Raw genomic sequence first — 17,883 nt, forward strand, 5'->3', positions numbered from 1 at the left:
ATCCTACAACCAGAACAAAAAAAAAGAGAAAAAACCCCAACAAAGCACAAAAACAACCCGGCCCCGCCCCGCCCCGCAGGGGGCGGGCCGTTCGCCGTTCGGGGGGATCGGGACGGCCCGAGGTCCGAGGTCGAGGTACGAATCGGGGACGGGCTCGCCGTACGAATCCGGGGCCGGGCTCGCCGCACGAATCCGGACGCAGGCCCGCCACACGAATCCAGAGGCAGGCCCGCTGTGGCACCGGTTCGCGCGAGGGAAGGCGTGCCTCGAACGCCGAATCGGCCCCGGCCTTGCCGGCTCAGGGGCGATTCAGCGCCAGTGTGAGGGTCAGGCGGGCTCCGCCCAGGGGGCTGTCCGTCAGCGCCGCCGTACCGCCGTGCAGGCGGGCCTGCTGGGCTATCAGGGCCAGGCCCAGGCCGCTGCCGGGGGCGGTGGTCCCGGCGCGCTGGAAGCGTTCGAAGACGCGATCCCGGTCGGGCGCGGGCACCCCTGCGCCGTTGTCGTCGACCGTCAGGGTCACGGTCTCCCCCACCGCGTGCGCCGCGACCTCGACCCGGGTGGCCGGGCCGTGGCGGACCGCGTTGGCGAGCGCGTTCTCCAGCACCGAGCGCAGGCCGGCCGCCAGGCCGTGCAGCCGAATCGACTCCACGCCGTCGGCGTCGATCTCCACCCCGGGGTGTGCGCGCCGGGCGTCCTCCACCACTTGGTCCGCCAGCTGCCCCAGATCCACGTCCTCCCAATCGGATTCGGTGGTCAGATCGCCGACGGCCAAGCGCTCCAGGGCATACAGGGTCGATTCGATGGCGCGCTGGCCCGCCAGCACCTCGTCCAGGATCTGCGCGCGTTCGGCCGCGGGCAGCTCGACCGACCGCAACACCTGCAGATCCGTGCGCATCGCGGTCAGCGGCGTGCGCAGCTCGTGCGCGGCGGTCGCGGCGAAATCCCGTGCGGTGACCAGCGCTTCGCTGGTGTGCTGCCGTTCGCCGGCGATCCGGGCCAGCATGGTGTTCATGGCCTCGGTCAGCTCGGTGGTCTCGCTCGCCACGGGGTGACGCGGGGCGTCCAGGCTCAGGCGGTCGCCGAGACCGGCCGTGGCGGCGGTCAATCGGCGCAGCGGGGCCACCGCGCGGGAAGCGAAATACCAGCCGAGCAGGGCGGCCAGGGCGGTGGCGGCCAAGCCGATGCCGATGACGCGGGTGCGCTGTTTGGTGGCCGAATCGTCGGCCACCGCCTGTGGCACGGCCAGCATCACGGTGCGGCCGTCGACCGGGAAGGTACGGGCGAATTCTGCTCCGGGACCGAGCAACTCGGAGGGAACGGTATCCGAGAGCGGGACCGCGGGGACGCCCTGCGTACCGTCCGGCAGAGTCGGGAGCACGGTCCTGTCGCCGTGACTCGGCACGGTCGGAACCGCCGGGGACGCGCCGTCCGGTCCGCTCCCCTCGTTCCGCGTCACCGCCAGCGCGTTCACGACCGTGCCCACCTGGGTGCGCGCGTCACTGCCCGCCACCGCGAGCAGGACCGTGCTCATGATCGCCACCACCACCGCGGCCGTCGCGGCGCTCGCCAGCGCGACACGGGTTCGCAACGAAAACTGATGTAGGGAAACGGCATTCCGGACGCGCGCGAAGACGGAGCGTCCACCGGAGGAGCCCCCCTCGCCGGTGCCCGGTGCGCCGCCCTCCCCCGCGCTCACGCGTCCGCCCGCAGCACGAACCCGACCCCGCGCACCGTGTGCACGAGCCTGGGCGCGCCCGCCGCCTCGATCTTGCGGCGCAGATAGGACACGAACACGTCGACCACCTTCGTCTGGGTCTCGAAGTCGTAGCCCCACACCCGATCCAGCAGCTGGGCGCGGGTGAAGACCTGGCCCGGGGCCGAGGCCAGCGCCGCCAGCAGATCGAACTCGCGCTTGGTCAGATCCAGCAGCACGTCGTTGGCGTAGACCCGGCGCGCGCTCGGGTGCACCACCAGCGGACCCACCACGATGCGATCCGAACCGTGCGCGGGCGCGGGCGCGCGGCGCAGCATGGCGCGCAGACGCGCCACCAGTTCACCCAGATCGAAGGGCTTGGTCAGATAGTCGTCGGCCCCGGCCTCGAGCGCGCCGATCCGATCGGTGACCTCCGACCGCGCGCTCAGCACGCAGATCGGAATGTCGTTGCCGAACGAGCGCAGCGCCGTCACCACCTGCACGCCGTCCAGCAGCGGCATGTTCAGATCGAGCACCATGGCCTGCGGGGCGCCGGCGGCGATGCGCTGCAGCGCGGCGGCCCCGTCCGTCGCGGTCTCGACCTCGAAACCGGACACACGCAGCCCCCGCGCCACCGACGCCAGCACCCGGGCGTCATCGTCCACGACCAATATCAGCGGACTCGTCACCGCATCGACGATACTGACGCGAACTCGCTACTCAGCGGAGCCGGACCGGTCAGCCCGCGCTCCCGGTGGACGGCGCGGGCAGCACCGGCCGCGCGGGAACCCAGTCGCCCGGCGCGCGATCGCCCGGGTACACGCGGGTGGTGGCGTGATCGCCGTCCGGACTCACCAGGATCGTGCCGTCCTCGCTCGGGAACGTCGGCAGCGCGGGCAGCGCGCCCGGGGGCAGCTGCGACAGATCGCCGCGGTGCACGGTGACATTGCCGTCGCGGTCCTTGGTGATCAGCACGTTCTCGCCCGGTTCCGCGGGGAAACGCTCACCCGGACGGGACACCTCGGCGGCCTCGGACGTCGCCTCGGTCACCGCGGCGGGATCGGGTTCGGCCGCGTTCGCCACGGCCGGGGCGAGCAGCGCCGCGACCAGCGCGACCCCCGCGACGCCGCCGGCAATCGCGCTACGGCGCACAGTGGACTTCCGCATGAACACTCCTTCAACTCGTCGACGATGGTTCGTCGTTGCACTGGACGAGTCCGAAGGTATGGAGCGATTTCTCAGCGATGGCATGCGAATGGTTAGAGAACGGATAGAACCGGGCCGCGTCAACGCGGTTCGGTCACCGGACCCGCGACCGCCTGACGGCCCAGACCCGCATTCGAACCGAGGAACACCGCGAACAGCGCGGGCCGGCGGCGCTGCAGTTCCATGCGGCCGCCGTCCGCTTCGATGAGCGCCCGGGCCAGCGCCAGCCCCACGCCGGTCGACCCGCCCGCGGAGAAACCCCGGTCGAAGATGTGCGGCGCGAGCTCGTCGCGAACCCCGTCGCCCTCGTCGGCCACCTCCACGCACACCAGCGGATCGCGATCGTCCCGACCGCCGGTCACCGTGCGCACCGACACCGTGCAGGTGCCGCCGCCGTGCATGAGCGCGTTGTCGATCAGCACCGTCACCGCCTCCTTGAGCCGCGAACTCGTGATCGGGGCCCGCAACGTCGGATCGCCCAGCAGCACGAGCTTGCGGCCCGCCTCGGCGAACGGATGCCGCCATTCCGCCACCACGCCACGCAATTCCGCGACCACCGGCACCGGATCGCGATCCGCGGCGCCCTCGTCGCGGGAGGCGCGCACCAGTTCGTCGATGGCGTCGGTGAGCCGATCCACCTGCGCCATGGCCTCTTCCGCCTCGTGCACCACGTCCGAATCCGGATGCGTCGAGAGTTCGTCGAGCCGCAGCCGGACCGCCGTCAACCGGCTCCGGAGCTGATGCGAGACGTCCGCGACCAGGGCGTGCTCGCGTTGCAGCCGGCCCGCGATCTCCACCGTCGCCGAGTCCAGAACGTCCGACACGCGGTCGAGTTCGGTGATCCCGTGCCGGCGCGGATCCGCGCGGAAATCGCCCTTCGCCAGCCGCGCCGCGCGCGCCGCCACGTCCCGCAGCGGATCGGCCACCCGGCGCGCGGTCACCACCGCCACCGCGATGCCCGCGCCCAGGGAGATCACCACCAGCCCGAACACCGCGCCCAGCGCCTGCCGCTGCATCGAATGCATCGGCGCGGCAGGCGTTTCCAGCCGCAGCGACCCCGAGATACCCATGGCCAGCGACTCCGCCAGCGGATCGGTCACCACCTCGGGACCGATGTCCAAGCGCGACGCGTTGTCCTGCGGCGTGGGATACACGATGGTGAGCCGGCCGCCCGGCGGAATCAGCGGGCGCACCGACCGCAGATCCAGCGCGCCGTGCACCAGCCCGTCGGCGCGCTCCTGCGCCACCACCTCCACCGCGATGCGATCGAGCCGGTTGCGCAACTCCTGCCGCGCGACGTCCTCGACCCACTTCCAGGCCGTGAAGGCCAGCGGCACACCGAGAACCAGCGTGGTCAGGGTGAGCGCGGCCACCATGGACAGCAGGATCCTGCGCCTCATCGTCGATATGCCTCGCTTCGTTCGCACAGCGGACGGGGTATGCCACAGCAGGGCGGCGAGTGACGCGAACACGGTGGGCAACACGGGCGATCGGTGAGCGTGGTCGGTCAGTCGGTATTGAATCGGAAGCCTACGCCGCGCACGGTCACGATCCGCCGCTCGGCCACCGGACCCTCGTCCCCGATCTTGCGACGCAGCCAGGACATGTGCATGTCCAGGGTCTTGGAGCCGCGCAGATCGGCGTCGCCCCACACCTCGCGCAGGATCGTCTCCCGCGAAACCACCTGCCCGGCGCGGTCGATGAGCACCTTCAGCAGTTCGTACTCCTTGTTGGCGAGATTGACCTCGAGCCCGTTCACCAGTACCCGGCGTGCGGCCGGCTCCAGCCGGATACCGCCCACCTCGACGGTCTCGTCACCGATTCCGCTGCGCCGCAACAGCGCTCGCACCCGGGCCAGCAGCTCGGCGAGCCGGAAGGGCTTGCCGACGTAATCGTCGGCGCCCGCGTCCAGCCCGACCACGAAATCCACCTCGTCGGTGCGAGCGGTGAGCATGAGCACGGCCAGGTCCGCACCGCGCGCACGGACCTGGCGGCACACCTCCAGACCGTCCATACCGGGTAGCCCGAGGTCGAGGATCAGCAGGTCATGGCCACCTTCCAGCGCCCGTTCCAGCACGGCGGGACCGTAACTCTCGACGGTCACCGAATAGCCTTCACGCCCGAGCGCTCGCGACAGCGGCGCCGCAATGGCCTCGTCGTCTTCGGCCAGCAGTACAGCGGTCACGCACCCAAGACTACGGGTAAGCGCCCTGGGATCCGTGGTAGCCGCCGTGGCGCGGATCATTTTGCGCGATATCGAAGACTTGGTGATACAACAGCGCGTGCACCTGCTGTACGCGCGGAATGTCGTCGTACTCCAGGGGATCCTCCGACGCGGACCCGATCACCAGCGTGCCGGTGCCGAGCATCCGGTCGAAGAGCCCGTGCCGGAACTGCACATTGGAGATCCGATTGAGCGGAATGTCGATTCCGGTGTGCGTGAGTACGCCCTGCCGAATCAATACTCGGCGGTCGGTAATGATGAAATGCGTCGACTTCCAACGGATCAGCGGCCCGATGGCGCGCCACAGCACGATCACCAGCCACACCACCGGAATGCCGATCAGCAGCACCGACCGCAACGTGCCCTCGGTGTTGCGCGCGGACACACCGAGAGCGAATCCGGCCAATGCGGTGATCAGGATGAAAGTCGCAGCGGGCCAGAACAACATCTTCCAATGCGGGTGACGATGCAGCAGCAGTCGCTCCTCCGGCGCCAGCGCCTCCTCCGGATAACCCATATGAGCACCGTACCGCGCGGAGATGTCAGAATGCTTCACGCCGAACGCCGCACTGGAGCACAATCGTTCGGCATCCGCGTAGCATCGGCGACCACGTTCTGCCCTTGATCTGCCCGCTTTCTCCGAATCTTCGAATCGTCGAGCTGTCCCGCGCAACAAAACTCCGGCCTTTGACCGGCGCATGACACAGGAGGCGTGTGTGACCCGAGAGTTGACCCAGCTGGAAATCCTGCGAGAACTCGAACCGGTGGCGGAGCAGAATCTGAACCGCCACCTGTCGATGGCCAAGGACTGGTTTCCGCACGACTACGTGCCGTGGGACCAGGGCCGCAATTTCGCCGCCATGGGCGGCCAGGACTGGGACCCGAGCCAGTCCGCCCTCAGCGAGGTCGCCAAGATCGCCATGGTCACCAACCTGCTCACCGAGGACAACCTGCCCTCCTACCACCGCGAGATCGCCGAGAACTTCTCCCAGGACGGCGCCTGGGGCACCTGGGTCGGCCGCTGGACCGCCGAGGAGAACCGGCACGGCATCGTCATGCGCGACTACCTCATCGTCACCCGGGCGGTCGATCCGGTGGCCCTGGAGGAGGCGCGCATGATCCACATGACCGCTGGCGCACAGTCGCCCGACGATTGGGGCGGGTTCCTGGAGAACGTCGCCTACGTGACCTTCCAGGAGCTGGCGACCCGCATCTCGCACCGCAACACCGGCCGCGTGTGCGACGACGCCGTCGCCGACCGCATGCTGCAGCGCATCGCCGCCGACGAGAACCTGCACATGATCTTCTACCGCACGCTCTGCGGCGCGGGGCTGGACCTGGTGCCGGATCAGGCGCTCGAGGCGATCACCAAGGTGCTCACCAACTTCGTCATGCCCGGCGCGGGCATGCCGAACTTCCGGCGCAACGGCGTGCTCATGGCCAAGCACGGCATCTACGACCTGCGCCAGCACCTGGAAGAGGTCGTGCAGCCGGTGCTCAAGAACTGGAACATCTTCGACCGCAACGATTTCGGGCCGCGCGGGGAGAAAGCGCGCGAGATCCTGGCCGACTACGTCGAGAAGCTGCAGGCCGACACCCTCAAGTTCGAGGAGCAGCGCGATCGGCTGCTCGCCCGCGAGGCGGCACGCGGGGTGTTGCAGACGGTCTGAACGGGTTCGGCACGAGGACCGAGCGGGGATCCAGGATCCCCGCTCACTTCACGACCGTTCGCGCGGACTACGAAACGGACGAACCACGCACCGCGGCTTCAGTATTCGGCGCGCAGATGGGTGACGTCGCCCGCCGAGACGGCCTGATCGCCGATCAGCAGACGGCCGTGCCCGTCCACGCCGGTGGCCACCCCGGTCAGCACCTCGTCGCCCGGCAGCTCGGCGCGCACCGTCGCGCCGATGGTCGAGCAGCGTTCGCGATAGTCCGCGGACAGCTCGGCGATATCCCAGCCCGCGGCCTCCCACGCGACGAACCGGCGGGCGAACTCCCGCAGGATCGCCGCCGCCACCGCGGTGCGATCCACCGGCTCGGGCGCACCGGCCAGCGCCAGCGACGTCGCGTGCGGCACCGGCAGTTCCGCCTCGGTGAGGCTCGCGTTCAGGCCGATGCCGACCACCACCGCGGGATCGGGACCCACCGCGGCGATCTCGGCCAGAATGCCCGACAACTTGCGTCCCTCGACCAGAACGTCGTTGGGCCATTTGAGAACGGCCTTCACCGCGGTCGCCGAACGCACCGCGTCCACGACCGCGACACCGGTCAGCAGCGGCAGCCAGCCCAGCAGTTCCGGGGCGATGCCCCGCACCCGCACCAGCACCGACATGGCCAGCTGCGCGCGCGGCGGCCCCACCCACTGCCGATCGTGCCTACCCCGCCCGCGCTCCTGCGCCTCGGCCAGCAGCACCAGCCGATCCGCAGTCGAATCCGCCGCGCGCGCAACCAGATCCGCGTTGGTCGAACCGGTCGATTCCACCACGTCGGTCTCGTGGAAGAAGCGCGTCGCCGGTGTCTCGAGCAGCTCGCGCCGCAGCCTGGTCACATCCAGGGGTGCCCTGTTCATCAGGGCAGGCTACCCCGTGCCCGCCCGCACGTTGCCGGCCGCGGCCGGGGTCCGCACCGGCGTGTTCGCGCGGATGGCCCGCCCACCGTCACCGGCGGATGCGCCATCGTCCCGGTCTCGGCCGCATGATCCGGTGGCAGCCGGATGCTGCCGCGCTCCACTCGAATGCGGCGCGACGGGAACCCGATCCGGCAGATTCCCGCCGCGCTCCGTCCGCCCGCACGTCAGTCGGCCGCCCCTCGCACTCGCACCGGCGTGTTCGCGCGGCCGACCTGCCCACCGTCACCGACGGATGCGCCATCACTGTCGCGGCCGCACGATCCGGTGGCCGCCGGATGCTGCCGCGCTCCACTCGAATGCGGCGCGCAGGGAACCCGATACGGCAGAGCCCCGCCGCGCCCCGTCCGCCCGCATGTCAGCCAGCCGCCGCCCGCATCGGCGTGTTCGCGCGGATGGCGCACCCGCCGTCACCGGCGGGTGCGCCATCGTCACTGTCGCGGCTGCCGGGCCGGGCCCCGTTGGTCGCCGGACGCCGTGCCGCACCGGCCGAACGCGGCCGGGCTCCACCCGAATGCGGTACGGCGCGACGGGAACCCGATACGGCGCCCCGCCGCACCGCGTTCGCCGGCAGGTCCCCACGGCCAATGGGCTCGAGGCCCGTTCGCGGGTCGCACGGCCGATCCCCGCGACCCGCGATGTCGCCCACCGGCATATCGCCCGGCCACTCCGCGTCACCCGCGGGCTCGATCGCCCCCATGTCACTCGGCTGCTCCGGGCCCGGCGGCCGCGGACCGGCGGCCCGCGGGCTCAGGGTCGAGCCCTCGCTCCGGTAGTCCGGGTCGGTGACGGTCGGCTCGGGTGGCGTTGTCCGCCACGGCGTCCAGGCCGCCGCGGTCGCCCTGATCGATTGATGTTCGTCCCAGCTCCACATGTGCCCCACCCCTTTCTCCGTTGTTCGGAGGCACATCCAGGGTCCCCTGGACACGGGGGCGAGCACGAGCGAATATCGGCCCCGGAGAGCCGTTCACGCTGGTGAGGGCGAGGAAATTGGGGCGTCGGATCGTCCGGACCGGACAGCGGGGCAGGCCGGGTCAGCGCGCGGGCGCATCCCACGCGACGTCGACCGGGTCGAGTCCGAGCGCGCCCGCGACGAAACGGCGCACCGACTCCAGGCCGTCCGCGAGCGCGTCCTCGTACCCGGTCCGCGCCCAGCCGCCGACCGCGGCGGTTCCGTCCGAGCCCGGCGTCACACCGATCTCGGCCACCAGCTCCGCGGTCGTGGGCACGCACACCGCCCACGAGAAATGCGTCTCCGCATCCCATTCCGCGGCACGCCGGGCCACATACCCGGGATCGGTGATCCCGCCGTCGGCCAGCGCGGGCCGATCGTCGATCCGCTCGTCGGCGCGCATGGCCCGCAGATACCAGCCGCCCGCGTTGATCTCGATCGGTTCCATCAGCCCCTGTTCCTTCGTTCCCGATTGCGTCGCTTACGTTCTCGTTTGCTCTGCCCGAACAGCACGCCCGCCAGTGGAATCAGCAGCAGCACCCACCACTGATGCGTCACCAGGAACAGGATCAGCGCCAGAATCGGCAGAGCCGGTCCGATCCGCTCGGGCCAGTACGTCCCGAACCTCGGCTCCCGCTGCGCCGGAACGGCCTTCGCCGTCTCCACCGGCTCGGGCAGATCCGCGAACATCGGCACCAGATCCCCGCGCGTCACCGCCGCCGCGACCTGCCCACTGCGCTCGTCGAATTCGGCGACACTCAATCGCCCCGCCGCGAAATGATCGGACAGGCGACGCAGCGCGTCCTCCCGCTCCGCGGTACCGATACGAATCTCCGGCAGTTCGCCCATAACCCGACCTTAGCGCGGCGCGAACACCGCCACGTCCGCCGCGGAACGTACTCGGACATACGACGGGGGCCGCACACCCCAGGTGCGCGACCCCCGCCGGAAAGCCGTTGGCTGCCTAGCTCACAGCCGGCTCAGCTCACTTGATCTCGGCCAGCACGGTGCCCTGGGTGATGGCGGCGCCCGCCTCCACCGACAGACCGGTGATGACACCGGCCTTGTGCGCGGTCACCGGGTTCTCCATCTTCATGGCCTCGAGCACCACGACCAGATCGCCGACCTCGACGGTCTGGCCCTCTTCGACCGCGACCTTGACGACGGTGCCCTGCATGGGCGCGGTGACCGAGTCACCGGACGCGCCCGCGCCGCCCGCGCCACCGCGCTTGCGCGGCTTCGGCTTCTTGCGCACCACACCCGCGCCGTTGGCGGCCGGAGCGGAACCGACGGAGAACTGACCCGGCAGCGAGACCTCGAGACGACGGCCGCCGACCTCGACGACCACCTTCTGGCGGGGCGCCTCGTCCTCGTCCTCGATCGGCACACCACCGGTGTACGGCTCGATCGGGTTCTCCCAGTCGTTCTCGATCCACTTGGTGTAGACGTCGAACTTGGTGCCGTCGCCGATGAACGCGGGGTTCTCGACGATGTGGCGGTGGAAGGGCAGCACGGTGGCCAGGCCCTCGATCTTGTACTCGGCCAGCGCGCGCGCCGAACGCTGCAGCGCCTGCTCGCGGGTCTCGCCGGTGACGATCAGCTTGGCCAGCATGGAGTCGAACTGGCCGCCGATGACCGAGCCCTCGACCACGCCGGAGTCCACGCGCACACCCGGGCCCGCGGGCTCGGAGTACACGACGACCGGGCCGGGGGCGGGCATGAAGTTGCGGCCCGCGTCCTCACCGTTGATGCGGAACTCGAAGGAGTGGCCACGCGGGGTGGGATCTTCCTTCAGCTCGAGCTCGTGGCCCTCGGCGATGCGGAACTGCTGACGCACCAGGTCGATACCGGCGGTCTCCTCGGTGACCGGGTGCTCGACCTGCAGGCGGGTGTTCACCTCGAGGAAGGAGACGGTCTCGCCCTGCACCAGGTACTCCACGGTGCCGGCGCCGTAGTACTCGGCTTCCTTGCAGATGGACTTGGCCGAGGCGTGGATCTTGCCGCGCACCTCGTCCGAGAGGAACGGCGCGGGGGCCTCCTCGACGAGCTTCTGGAAGCGGCGCTGCAGCGAGCAGTCGCGGGTGCCGACGACGATGACGTTGCCGTGCTTGTCGGCCAGGACCTGGGCCTCGACGTGGCGGGCCTTGTCGAGGTACTGCTCCACGAAGCATTCGCCGCGACCGAAGGCGGCGATGGCCTCGCGGGTGGCGGACTCGAACAGCTCCGGAATCTCCTCGATGGTCTGCGCGACCTTCATGCCGCGACCGCCGCCACCGAAGGCGGCCTTGATCGCGACCGGGACACCGAACTCCTTGGCGAACGCGACGACCTCGTCGGCGCCCTTGACCGGGTCCTTGGTGCCCGCCGCCATCGGCGCCTTGGCGCGCTCGGCGATGTGGCGCGCGGTGACCTTGTCACCCAGGTCGCGAATGGACTGCGGCGACGGGCCGATCCAGATCAGATTGGCGTCGATCACGGCCTGCGCGAAGTCGGCGTTCTCGGAGAGAAAGCCGTAACCCGGGTGGATCGCGTCGGCGCCGGCCTTGGCGGCGGCGTCCAGGATCTTGTCGAACACCAGGTACGACTCGGCGGAAGTCTGACCACCGAGCGCGAAGGCTTCATCAGCGAGCTTCACGAAGGGCGCGTCGGCGTCCGGTTCCGCGTAGACCGCGACACTGGCGATTCCGGCGTCCTTGGCGGCCCGGATCACGCGCACGGCGATCTCGCCTCGATTGGCTACGAGGACCTTTGTGATCTGCGCGTTGGCATGGCTGGGCACTGAGCCTCCTGTGCTGTGAAAACTTCGTCTTGGGCGAGTGTAGGCAGTGTGCCAACAACTGCCGAACCCGGCTAGGGCTACCCATGGGTAGGCCCTGAGAGTGACAGGTGCGACACTCTACAACCCTCTCGCGAGCGTCGCCCCTACATCGGAGCGGCTCGGTCGAGCGTTAGGCCGGGCCGGCGTGAGTCAGACAACCGTGCCCGGGTCTTCACCGGTGACGATTGGCGCGCCCACGGCGTTGGCCCATTCGGTCCAGGAGCCGTCGTAATTGCGGACGCCTTCAACACCGACGAGGTAGGTGAGGACGAACCAGGTTAGGGCGGACCAGCGGCCGATACGGGAGTACACCATGGGGGCGGTGCCCGCGGACACCTCACCGTAGATGACATCGAGCTCCGCGCGGGAGCGGAATCGAGAATCCGGTGCGATCGAGGCGCTCCACGGGATGCTCACCGCGGTCGGGATGTGGCCGACCCGCAGGGCCTGCTCCTCGGGACGGTCCAGGATGACGAGCTCGCCGGTGTACTCCTCGGCCACGCGGGCGTCGATGAGCGGGCCGCCGAGGTGGGCGATGACATCGGCACGGAAGGCGCGGGCGTGCTTGTCGTCCCGGTCCACCACCGGGTATTCGCCGTGGATCGGGTAGGGCACGTCGAAGGTGACGTCACGGGATTCGGAGATCCAGGCGTCGCGCCCGCCGTCCAGCAGGCGCACGTCCTCGTGTCCGAAGAGGGCGAACACCCACAGGGCGGCGGCCGCGGTGCCGTTGGCCCGATCGCCGTAGAGAACGACGGTGTCGTCCCGGCCGATGCCCTTGGCGCGCATCAGCGCGGCGAAGGTTTCACCGTCGACCACATCGCGGGTGCGGCCGTCGATGAGCTCGGTTCGCCAATCGATCTTGATGGCGCCCGGGACATGCCCGATGTCGTATAGCAATATGTCTTCGTTGGACTCCACGATCTTGATCCCCGGCGCGCCGATGTTTGCCGACAGCCATTCTGTGGTTACTAGTCGGTGAGGATGTGCGTAGGAGCCGAACGATGGATGCGGATCCGAAGCAACGGGCACGATGTGTTCCTTCACGCGTGGTGGATTGGGTATCGACGGTTGGAATCTCGACAACGATCGTAGGCGTGTGGCGGTAACGAAACTCGTTTCAGATCACGAATCGGGTGATTGGGCGAATTAAGCGCAGCTTCATCCGATAAAGTCTCCCGGGAGGAGGGGTGAGCTATGTCCGATTCTTGGCCGCGACGACGACTGCTCGCGATCCTACGTGGCGCCAGCGAGCCTCTCGACGCGCAGGAACTCGCGCGAGTCACCGGCCAACATGTGACTACGGTTCGTTTCCATTTGGACGTCCTCACGCGTGAATCGCTGGTCCGTCAATTCCAGCAGCCCCCACGCGGCCGCGGCCGCCCGCGCATCGGCTATACCGCCGTGCAGCGATCGGTGGGTTATCAGGAATTGGCGCAGGTCCTGGCCGATCAGCTCGGCAGCGATCCGCGCAGGCGCTCGGACGCCGCCATTGCGGCCGGGCGCGCGTGGGGTTCGAAATTGGAATCGGTGGATCAGCCCATCGAAACTCTCGAGGACGCGCGCGATCTGACCATCACGGTCGCCTCCGAACTCGGATTCGCGCCCGAACGCGACCACGCCGACGAGACCGAGGAGCAGTCGCTCATCCGGCTCACCGCGTGCCCGCTGCGCGAATTGGCCCGCACCCATTCCGAAGTGGTGTGCGGCGTCCATCTGGGACTCATCCGGGAAGTGCTGGACCACAACGGCGCCCGCGACACCGTCACAGTACGGCTGCACCCGTTCGTCGAACCGGAGCTGTGCGTGACGCGGCTGGAGCTGATCAAGGCCCGGGCGGCCGAGGGCGTGCCCGGGGTGAACGGCGAGGCCGGGGAGGAACCGCGGATAGCGCCATCAGCGAACCGGGTCGCTCCACAGCTCCGTAGCACCGACCCCCACCTGGGCAAGCAGTCGACGAACCAGCGGTAGACCGATACCGATCACGCTGGAGGGGTCGCCCTCGATGCGCTCGACGAACCAGCCGCCGCGGCCGTCGAGGGTGAAGGCCCCGGCCACCTGCAGTGGCTCGCCGGTGGCGATGTAGGTCTCCAGCTCGGCAGGATCGGGTTCGGCGAAGTGCACCGTCGTGGTGCTGCAGTCGGCGGCCTCGCCGACGATCTCGCCGTCGCGCAGGCGCAGTACGCAGTGGCCGGTGAGCAGGTCGGCGCTGCGCCCGGCCATCACGGCCCAGCGTTTGCGCGCCACCTCGGGGGTGAGTGGTTTGCCCTGCAGCTCGCCGTCCACGAGCAGCATCGAATCACAGCCCACCACAACGGAATCGGGGAATTCGCCGCCGATCCCGGCGGCGATGTCGAGCGCCTTGGCCCGGGCCAGTTCGATGACCACCCGGTCGGGTGCGGTGCCGGGCGGCAGCGCCGCGGCCACCGCGTCCTCGTCCACGTTCGACACCCGCACCACCGGTTCGACGCCCGCGGTGCGCAGGACGCCGAGCCGGGCCGGGGATTGTGACGCCAGTACGAAGGTCGTCACCGAGTTCAGTCGCGCAGGTGCGACAGCGCCGGGAAGGCGTACGGGGAGAACGGCGAGGAGCCGCGATGCAGCAGGGTGGGACGCCCCCAAGCGTCCAGGGGGCCGCTCGCGCCGGAGCCGGCGGGCACGCTCGCGGCGGCGGCGATGACCGCGACCAGGGCGGCCAGTTCGAGATCGGTGGGATTGCCCTTCAGAACCTGAACGATCGGACCCGTGCTCGACGGTTCGGCATCGGCCACAGCCGTTTCGACCGCTTCCGTCAATCCATCGACGGCTAGATCCAGTTCGGCGGCGCGCAGTATTTCTTCGTCAGCCATGGTCGTCACAGCGCCAGTCCTCCTGTCCAATTGCCACGCGGGTAACGCGGCGGGTTCACGGATGGTTGTTCGGATCCGCGAACGGTATTCGTTACGTCCCCCGAGGGGCGAGGGACGATTCCTACCATCTTTGCTCGGATGGGGCGATCTTGCGCGGTACGAGGGCCACGGCACGAGCCGTACCGGGGCCCTGTCCACAGTGTGCGCCGCATACCGCGGTTATCGCCGATTCAGAGCGGAATGTTGCCGTGCTTCTTCGGCGGCAGGGTCACCATCTTGCGCTCGAGTAGCCGCAGCGCCGACACGATCTGGCCGCGGGTGTGCGAGGGCGGGATGACCGCGTCGACGTAGCCGCGCTCGGCGGCCACGTACGGGTTGACCAGGGTGTCCTCGTATTCGTTCTGAAGTTCCAGGCGCAGCGCGTCGACGTCGGCGCCCTCGGCGGCCGCGTCCTTGAGTTGCTTGCGGTAGACGAAGCCCACCGCGCCGGAGGCGCCCATGACAGCGATCTGGGCGGTCGGCCAGGCCAGGTTCACATCGGCGCCCATGTGCTTGGAACCCATGACGTCGTAGGCGCCACCGTAGGCCTTGCGGGTAATGATTGTGATCTTACCCACAGTGGCCTCACCGTAGGCATAAAGGAGCTTGGCGCCGCGGCGGATGATGCCGTTGTATTCCTGCCCGGTGCCCGGCAGGAAGCCCGGAACGTCCACCAGGGTGATGATCGGGATGTTGAAGGCGTCGCAGGTGCGCACGAAGCGCGCGGCCTTCTCCGAGGCGTCGATGTCCAGGCAGCCCGCGAACTGCGAGGGCTGGTTGGCCACGAAGCCGACGCTGCGGCCGTCGATGCGGGCGAAGCCGACGATGATGTTCATCGCGCGCTCGGCCTGGACCTCGAGGAACTCGTCGTCGTCCACGAGGGAGCGAATGACCTCGTGCATGTCGTACGGCTGGTTCGGGGAGTCCGGGATGATCGTGTCGAGCGCGAGGTCGTCCTCGGTGAGGGATTCCTCGATGGCGCCGACGATCGGGTCGGTGGCGGCGTGGCGGGGGGCCTCGGCGCGGTTGTTGCTCGGCAGGTAGCCCAGCAGGTCCTTCACGTAGTCCAGGGCGTCCTGCTCGCCGGAGGCGACGTAGTGCGCCACACCGGACTTCACCATGTGGGTCTGGGCGCCGCCCAGCTCCTCCATGGTGACCTCTTCACCGGTGACGGTCTTGATCACGTCGGGTCCGGTGACGAACATCTGCGAGGTCTGGTCGACCATGACGACGAAGTCGGTCAGGGCCGGGGAGTACACGTGGCCGCCGGCGGCCGGGCCCATGATGAGCGAGATCTGCGGGATCACGCCGGAGGCCTGGATGTTGCGGTGGAAGATCTCGCCGTAGAGGCCCAGGGAGACGACGCCCTCCTGGATGCGCGCGCCCGCGCCCTCGTTGATGCCGACGAGCGGACGGCCGGTCTTGAGAGCCAGGTCCATGACCTTGACGATCTTCTCGCCGTAGACCTCGCCGAGCGAGCCGCCGAAGACGGTGACGTCCTGGGAGAAGATGCAGACGTCGCGGCCGTCGATGGTGCCGTAACCGGTCACCACGCCGTCGCCGAGCGGACGCTGGTTCTCCAGGCCGAAATTGACGCTGCGGTGGCGGGCCAGCGCGTCGAGCTCGACGAAGGAACCCTCGTCGAGCAGGGCGAGGATGCGCTCGCGCGCGGTCATCTTGCCCTTGGCGTGGACCTTGTCGACGGCGGCTTCACCCATCGGATGCTGGGCTTCATCGAGCCTGTTCCGCAGATCAGCCAGCTTCCCGGCGGTCGTGTGGATATCTGGGGCGCCCGCCGACCCCGGCGAAGGCTGCTGCTGGACACTCGTCATGCCGGGGAGTGTAACCAGTACCAGTGCCGTCTGTTAATCCCGTAGGTGCTACTCGTGAGTACGGTTATTGACTGCACGCCAGTAGAAACCCGCAGGTGGGGAGCCATTTCCCCGGCCTTCGCGGGCCTCGCACCGAAAAAATATCGATACCCGGGAGTCGTCAGCGCATCACCCCCGTGTGACCCGTCGAGTACCGGCCGGGCTGCGGCCAGACCGTGAGTCCGTGCGCGCCGCGCCCGACGGGTATGCGCGCCAACAGCTTCCACTCGACCACGTCGATCGCGTAGACCTCGCCGTGGTGCCGCCCCGACACCCAGAAGACGCGCCCGTCGGCGGAGAGATTGCCCATATCCGGACTGCCGCCGCCGGGCAGCTGCCACGTGCGCACCAGCCCGCCCGCCGCGAAATCCCACACCGAGATCGAGCCCGCGTGCCGGTTGGTGATGAGCATCGCCCGGGAGTCGCGGGTGACGTAGAGCCCGTGCGCACCGTGCCCGGTCGGCACGAAGGCGGTGTTCTCGAAGGTCGCGGCATCGAAGACGTAGATGCCGTTGGCGATCATGTCCGCGACGTAGAAGGTGCGCCCGTCCGGGGAGAGTTTGACGTCCTGCGGCTTGCCCGAGCGGCCCTGCGGCAGGTCGATCATGCGGACCAGGCGCATCCCGGCGATGTCCACCACCGCCATGCGCCCGCTGAACTCACAGCTCACCAGGGCGGTGCGGCCGTCGGCGGTGAAGTCCATGTGGTTCACCCCGCCGCAGTCGGGGACGGCGATGGCGTGCGAGAGCTGCCAGGTGTGCGGATCGTAGAAGTCCAGGGACCGGTCGGCCTCGGCCACCACGAGCGCGTAGCGGCCGTCCGGGGTGAAGTACATGTTGTACGGATCGCGGACCGGGATCGGCGTGCCGGGTTCGCCGGTGCGCGGGTCGATGGGCAGCAGGCTGCCGCCGCCGATCGGGAGATCGTTGTTGGCGTAGAGCGTCTGCAGGTCGTAGGAGGGCACGACGTGCTGCGGTTCGATGCCGCCGGACGGGTAGGAGTCCACGACCCGGAAGGTGGCGGGGTCGATGACGGTGATGGTGTGCGACTCGCTGTTGGGCACGTAGACGCGCGGCAGGTGGCCCAGCACGGTCGGATCGAGTTCGCGGGTGGCGGCGTACACGTCGGTCGCCGAGAGCGGCGCGGGCATGCCCGGCAGGAGGTGCTGGGCGGACGCGGTGGTGGTGGTGGGCGCGGCGGCGCTCGTGCTCGCGGGTGCGGTGACTGTCGGGGCGGAAGTTGTTCCGGCGGTGCCGGTTCCGGGCCCGTCGATGCCGCCGTCACCGGAGCAACCGGCCAGCGCGAGCAACGCGGCGGCCAGCAGCGGGCGTACACGATGCGCGATCACGTGGCGCACGGTGTCACACCGACATGACGGCGGACTGACATGCCCGGTAATTCTAGGAGGGCACAAGGGATTTCGCCGGGTGTTGCCCGGAGTACCGGGTGGTACGCGGGATTACGGTGTACGGCCCCGCGCGGGGCGAACCCTGCGCGGGGAGCCGTCCGCGCCGGGCGTCCCGCGGCGCACGGCAATTCTCCGGCTCGTGCGGTACAAGGGCGAGCCACTCGGGCCCGAGCCGATCGTGCGAGCGCGATCGG

The 17,883-nt window shown here is 69.4% G+C and carries 17 protein-coding genes; 2 read left to right on the plus strand and 15 right to left on the minus strand.

Translation table 11 applies throughout. The annotated features are described in order from the left end of the window. Positions 1 to 298: 298 nt before the first annotated feature. The 6 genes from ABZ319_RS36835 to ABZ319_RS36860 all read right to left on the minus strand — a co-directional run bounded on the left by ABZ319_RS36835 (position 299) and on the right by ABZ319_RS36860 (position 5,640). Positions 299 to 1,588, minus strand: coding sequence for a HAMP domain-containing sensor histidine kinase (locus ABZ319_RS36835; RefSeq protein WP_354991206.1), 1,290 nt, complete (start codon positions 1,586 to 1,588; stop codon positions 299 to 301). 104 nt (positions 1,589 to 1,692) lie between these two features. After that, entirely contained in the window at positions 1,693 to 2,394 is a 702-nt protein-coding gene (locus tag ABZ319_RS36840; RefSeq protein WP_354991220.1) for a response regulator transcription factor, read from the minus strand. Between the two features lie 37 nt (positions 2,395 to 2,431). Then, positions 2,432 to 2,860 (minus strand): hypothetical protein, encoded by a 429-nt coding sequence (locus tag ABZ319_RS36845; RefSeq protein WP_354991207.1) that lies wholly within the window; start codon positions 2,858 to 2,860, stop codon positions 2,432 to 2,434. 119 nt (positions 2,861 to 2,979) lie between these two features. Next, positions 2,980 to 4,299, minus strand: a complete 1,320-nt coding sequence (locus tag ABZ319_RS36850; RefSeq protein ID WP_354991208.1) for a HAMP domain-containing sensor histidine kinase — start codon at positions 4,297 to 4,299, stop codon at positions 2,980 to 2,982. Positions 4,300 to 4,406: 107 nt separating this feature from the next. Then, positions 4,407 to 5,084: a response regulator transcription factor gene (locus ABZ319_RS36855; RefSeq protein WP_297614539.1), complete on the minus strand. Its 678-nt coding sequence runs from the start codon at positions 5,082 to 5,084 to the stop codon at positions 4,407 to 4,409. A gap of 10 nt (positions 5,085 to 5,094) precedes the next feature. Further along, complete coding sequence (locus ABZ319_RS36860) at positions 5,095 to 5,640, minus strand: PH domain-containing protein (protein ID WP_354991209.1); 546 nt, start codon at positions 5,638 to 5,640, stop codon at positions 5,095 to 5,097. A 199-nt stretch (positions 5,641 to 5,839) separates the two neighbouring features. Between ABZ319_RS36860 and ABZ319_RS36865 the strand changes: the two genes are divergently transcribed. Next, the gene (locus ABZ319_RS36865; RefSeq protein WP_354991210.1) at positions 5,840 to 6,793 is read left to right on the plus strand and encodes an acyl-ACP desaturase; all 954 of its coding nucleotides are present in this window, start codon (positions 5,840 to 5,842) and stop codon (positions 6,791 to 6,793) included. A 98-nt stretch (positions 6,794 to 6,891) separates the two neighbouring features. On the opposite strand, the gene ABZ319_RS36870 is transcribed toward ABZ319_RS36865, so the two are convergent. The 5 genes from ABZ319_RS36870 to ABZ319_RS36890 form a co-directional block, all read right to left on the minus strand. Beyond that, a complete protein-coding gene (locus ABZ319_RS36870) occupies positions 6,892 to 7,695 on the minus strand; it encodes a biotin--[acetyl-CoA-carboxylase] ligase (RefSeq protein ID WP_354991211.1) in 804 nt (267 codons plus the stop codon). A 1,091-nt stretch (positions 7,696 to 8,786) separates the two neighbouring features. Next, a complete protein-coding gene (locus tag ABZ319_RS36875) occupies positions 8,787 to 9,152 on the minus strand; it encodes a hypothetical protein (protein WP_354991212.1) in 366 nt (121 codons plus the stop codon). After that, the gene (locus ABZ319_RS36880) at positions 9,152 to 9,553 is read right to left on the minus strand and encodes a DUF1707 domain-containing protein (RefSeq protein WP_354991213.1); all 402 of its coding nucleotides are present in this window, start codon (positions 9,551 to 9,553) and stop codon (positions 9,152 to 9,154) included. Before ABZ319_RS36880 ends, ABZ319_RS36875 begins: the two co-directional genes overlap by 1 nt. Before the next feature lie 136 nt (positions 9,554 to 9,689). Then, on the minus strand, positions 9,690 to 11,483 hold the full coding sequence (locus ABZ319_RS36885; RefSeq protein WP_354991214.1) for an acetyl/propionyl/methylcrotonyl-CoA carboxylase subunit alpha: 1,794 nt from the start codon (positions 11,481 to 11,483) through the stop codon (positions 9,690 to 9,692). A gap of 189 nt (positions 11,484 to 11,672) precedes the next feature. Beyond that, positions 11,673 to 12,554: a sulfurtransferase gene (locus ABZ319_RS36890; protein ID WP_354991215.1), complete on the minus strand. Its 882-nt coding sequence runs from the start codon at positions 12,552 to 12,554 to the stop codon at positions 11,673 to 11,675. 264 nt (positions 12,555 to 12,818) lie between these two features. On the opposite strand from ABZ319_RS36890, the gene ABZ319_RS36895 reads away from it, so the two are divergent. Continuing rightward, positions 12,819 to 13,493: a transcriptional regulator gene (locus tag ABZ319_RS36895; protein ID WP_354991216.1), complete on the plus strand. Its 675-nt coding sequence runs from the start codon at positions 12,819 to 12,821 to the stop codon at positions 13,491 to 13,493. Here ABZ319_RS36895 and ABZ319_RS36900 read toward each other — a convergent pair. From ABZ319_RS36900 to ABZ319_RS36915, 4 genes are all read right to left on the minus strand, one after another. Further along, positions 13,419 to 14,054, minus strand: a complete 636-nt coding sequence (locus ABZ319_RS36900) for a nucleoside triphosphate pyrophosphatase (RefSeq protein ID WP_354991217.1) — start codon at positions 14,052 to 14,054, stop codon at positions 13,419 to 13,421. The two genes, ABZ319_RS36895 and ABZ319_RS36900, sit on opposite strands and share 75 nt — an antisense overlap. Before the next feature lie 5 nt (positions 14,055 to 14,059). Continuing rightward, the gene (locus ABZ319_RS36905) at positions 14,060 to 14,371 is read right to left on the minus strand and encodes an acyl-CoA carboxylase epsilon subunit (protein ID WP_354991221.1); all 312 of its coding nucleotides are present in this window, start codon (positions 14,369 to 14,371) and stop codon (positions 14,060 to 14,062) included. Between the two features lie 230 nt (positions 14,372 to 14,601). Continuing rightward, entirely contained in the window at positions 14,602 to 16,242 is a 1,641-nt protein-coding gene (locus ABZ319_RS36910) for an acyl-CoA carboxylase subunit beta (protein WP_354991218.1), read from the minus strand. Positions 16,243 to 16,402: 160 nt separating this feature from the next. Next, the gene (locus tag ABZ319_RS36915) at positions 16,403 to 17,629 is read right to left on the minus strand and encodes a YncE family protein (RefSeq protein WP_354991219.1); all 1,227 of its coding nucleotides are present in this window, start codon (positions 17,627 to 17,629) and stop codon (positions 16,403 to 16,405) included. Positions 17,630 to 17,883 lie beyond the last annotated feature (254 nt).

Origin of the sequence: Nocardia sp. NPDC005978 (assembly GCF_040614455.1) — a bacterium.
GTDB lineage: Bacteria > Actinomycetota > Actinomycetes > Mycobacteriales > Mycobacteriaceae > Nocardia.

What these genes read in the sequence shown, in the direction of transcription:
- ABZ319_RS36845 (WP_354991207.1), bottom strand. Translation starts at nt 2,860, where the DNA reads ATGCGGAAGTCCACTGTGCGCCGTAGCGCGATTGCCGGCGGCGTCGCG.
- ABZ319_RS36850 (WP_354991208.1), bottom strand. Translation starts at nt 4,299, where the DNA reads ATGAGGCGCAGGATCCTGCTGTCCATGGTGGCCGCGCTCACCCTGACC.
- ABZ319_RS36860 (WP_354991209.1), bottom strand. Translation starts at nt 5,640, where the DNA reads ATGGGTTATCCGGAGGAGGCGCTGGCGCCGGAGGAGCGACTGCTGCTG.
- ABZ319_RS36870 (WP_354991211.1), bottom strand. Translation starts at nt 7,695, where the DNA reads ATGAACAGGGCACCCCTGGATGTGACCAGGCTGCGGCGCGAGCTGCTC.
- ABZ319_RS36875 (WP_354991212.1), bottom strand. Translation starts at nt 9,152, where the DNA reads ATGGAACCGATCGAGATCAACGCGGGCGGCTGGTATCTGCGGGCCATG.
- ABZ319_RS36880 (WP_354991213.1), bottom strand. Translation starts at nt 9,553, where the DNA reads ATGGGCGAACTGCCGGAGATTCGTATCGGTACCGCGGAGCGGGAGGAC.
- ABZ319_RS36905 (WP_354991221.1), bottom strand. Translation starts at nt 14,371, where the DNA reads ATGGCTGACGAAGAAATACTGCGCGCCGCCGAACTGGATCTAGCCGTC.
- ABZ319_RS36910 (WP_354991218.1), bottom strand. Translation starts at nt 16,242, where the DNA reads ATGACGAGTGTCCAGCAGCAGCCTTCGCCGGGGTCGGCGGGCGCCCCA.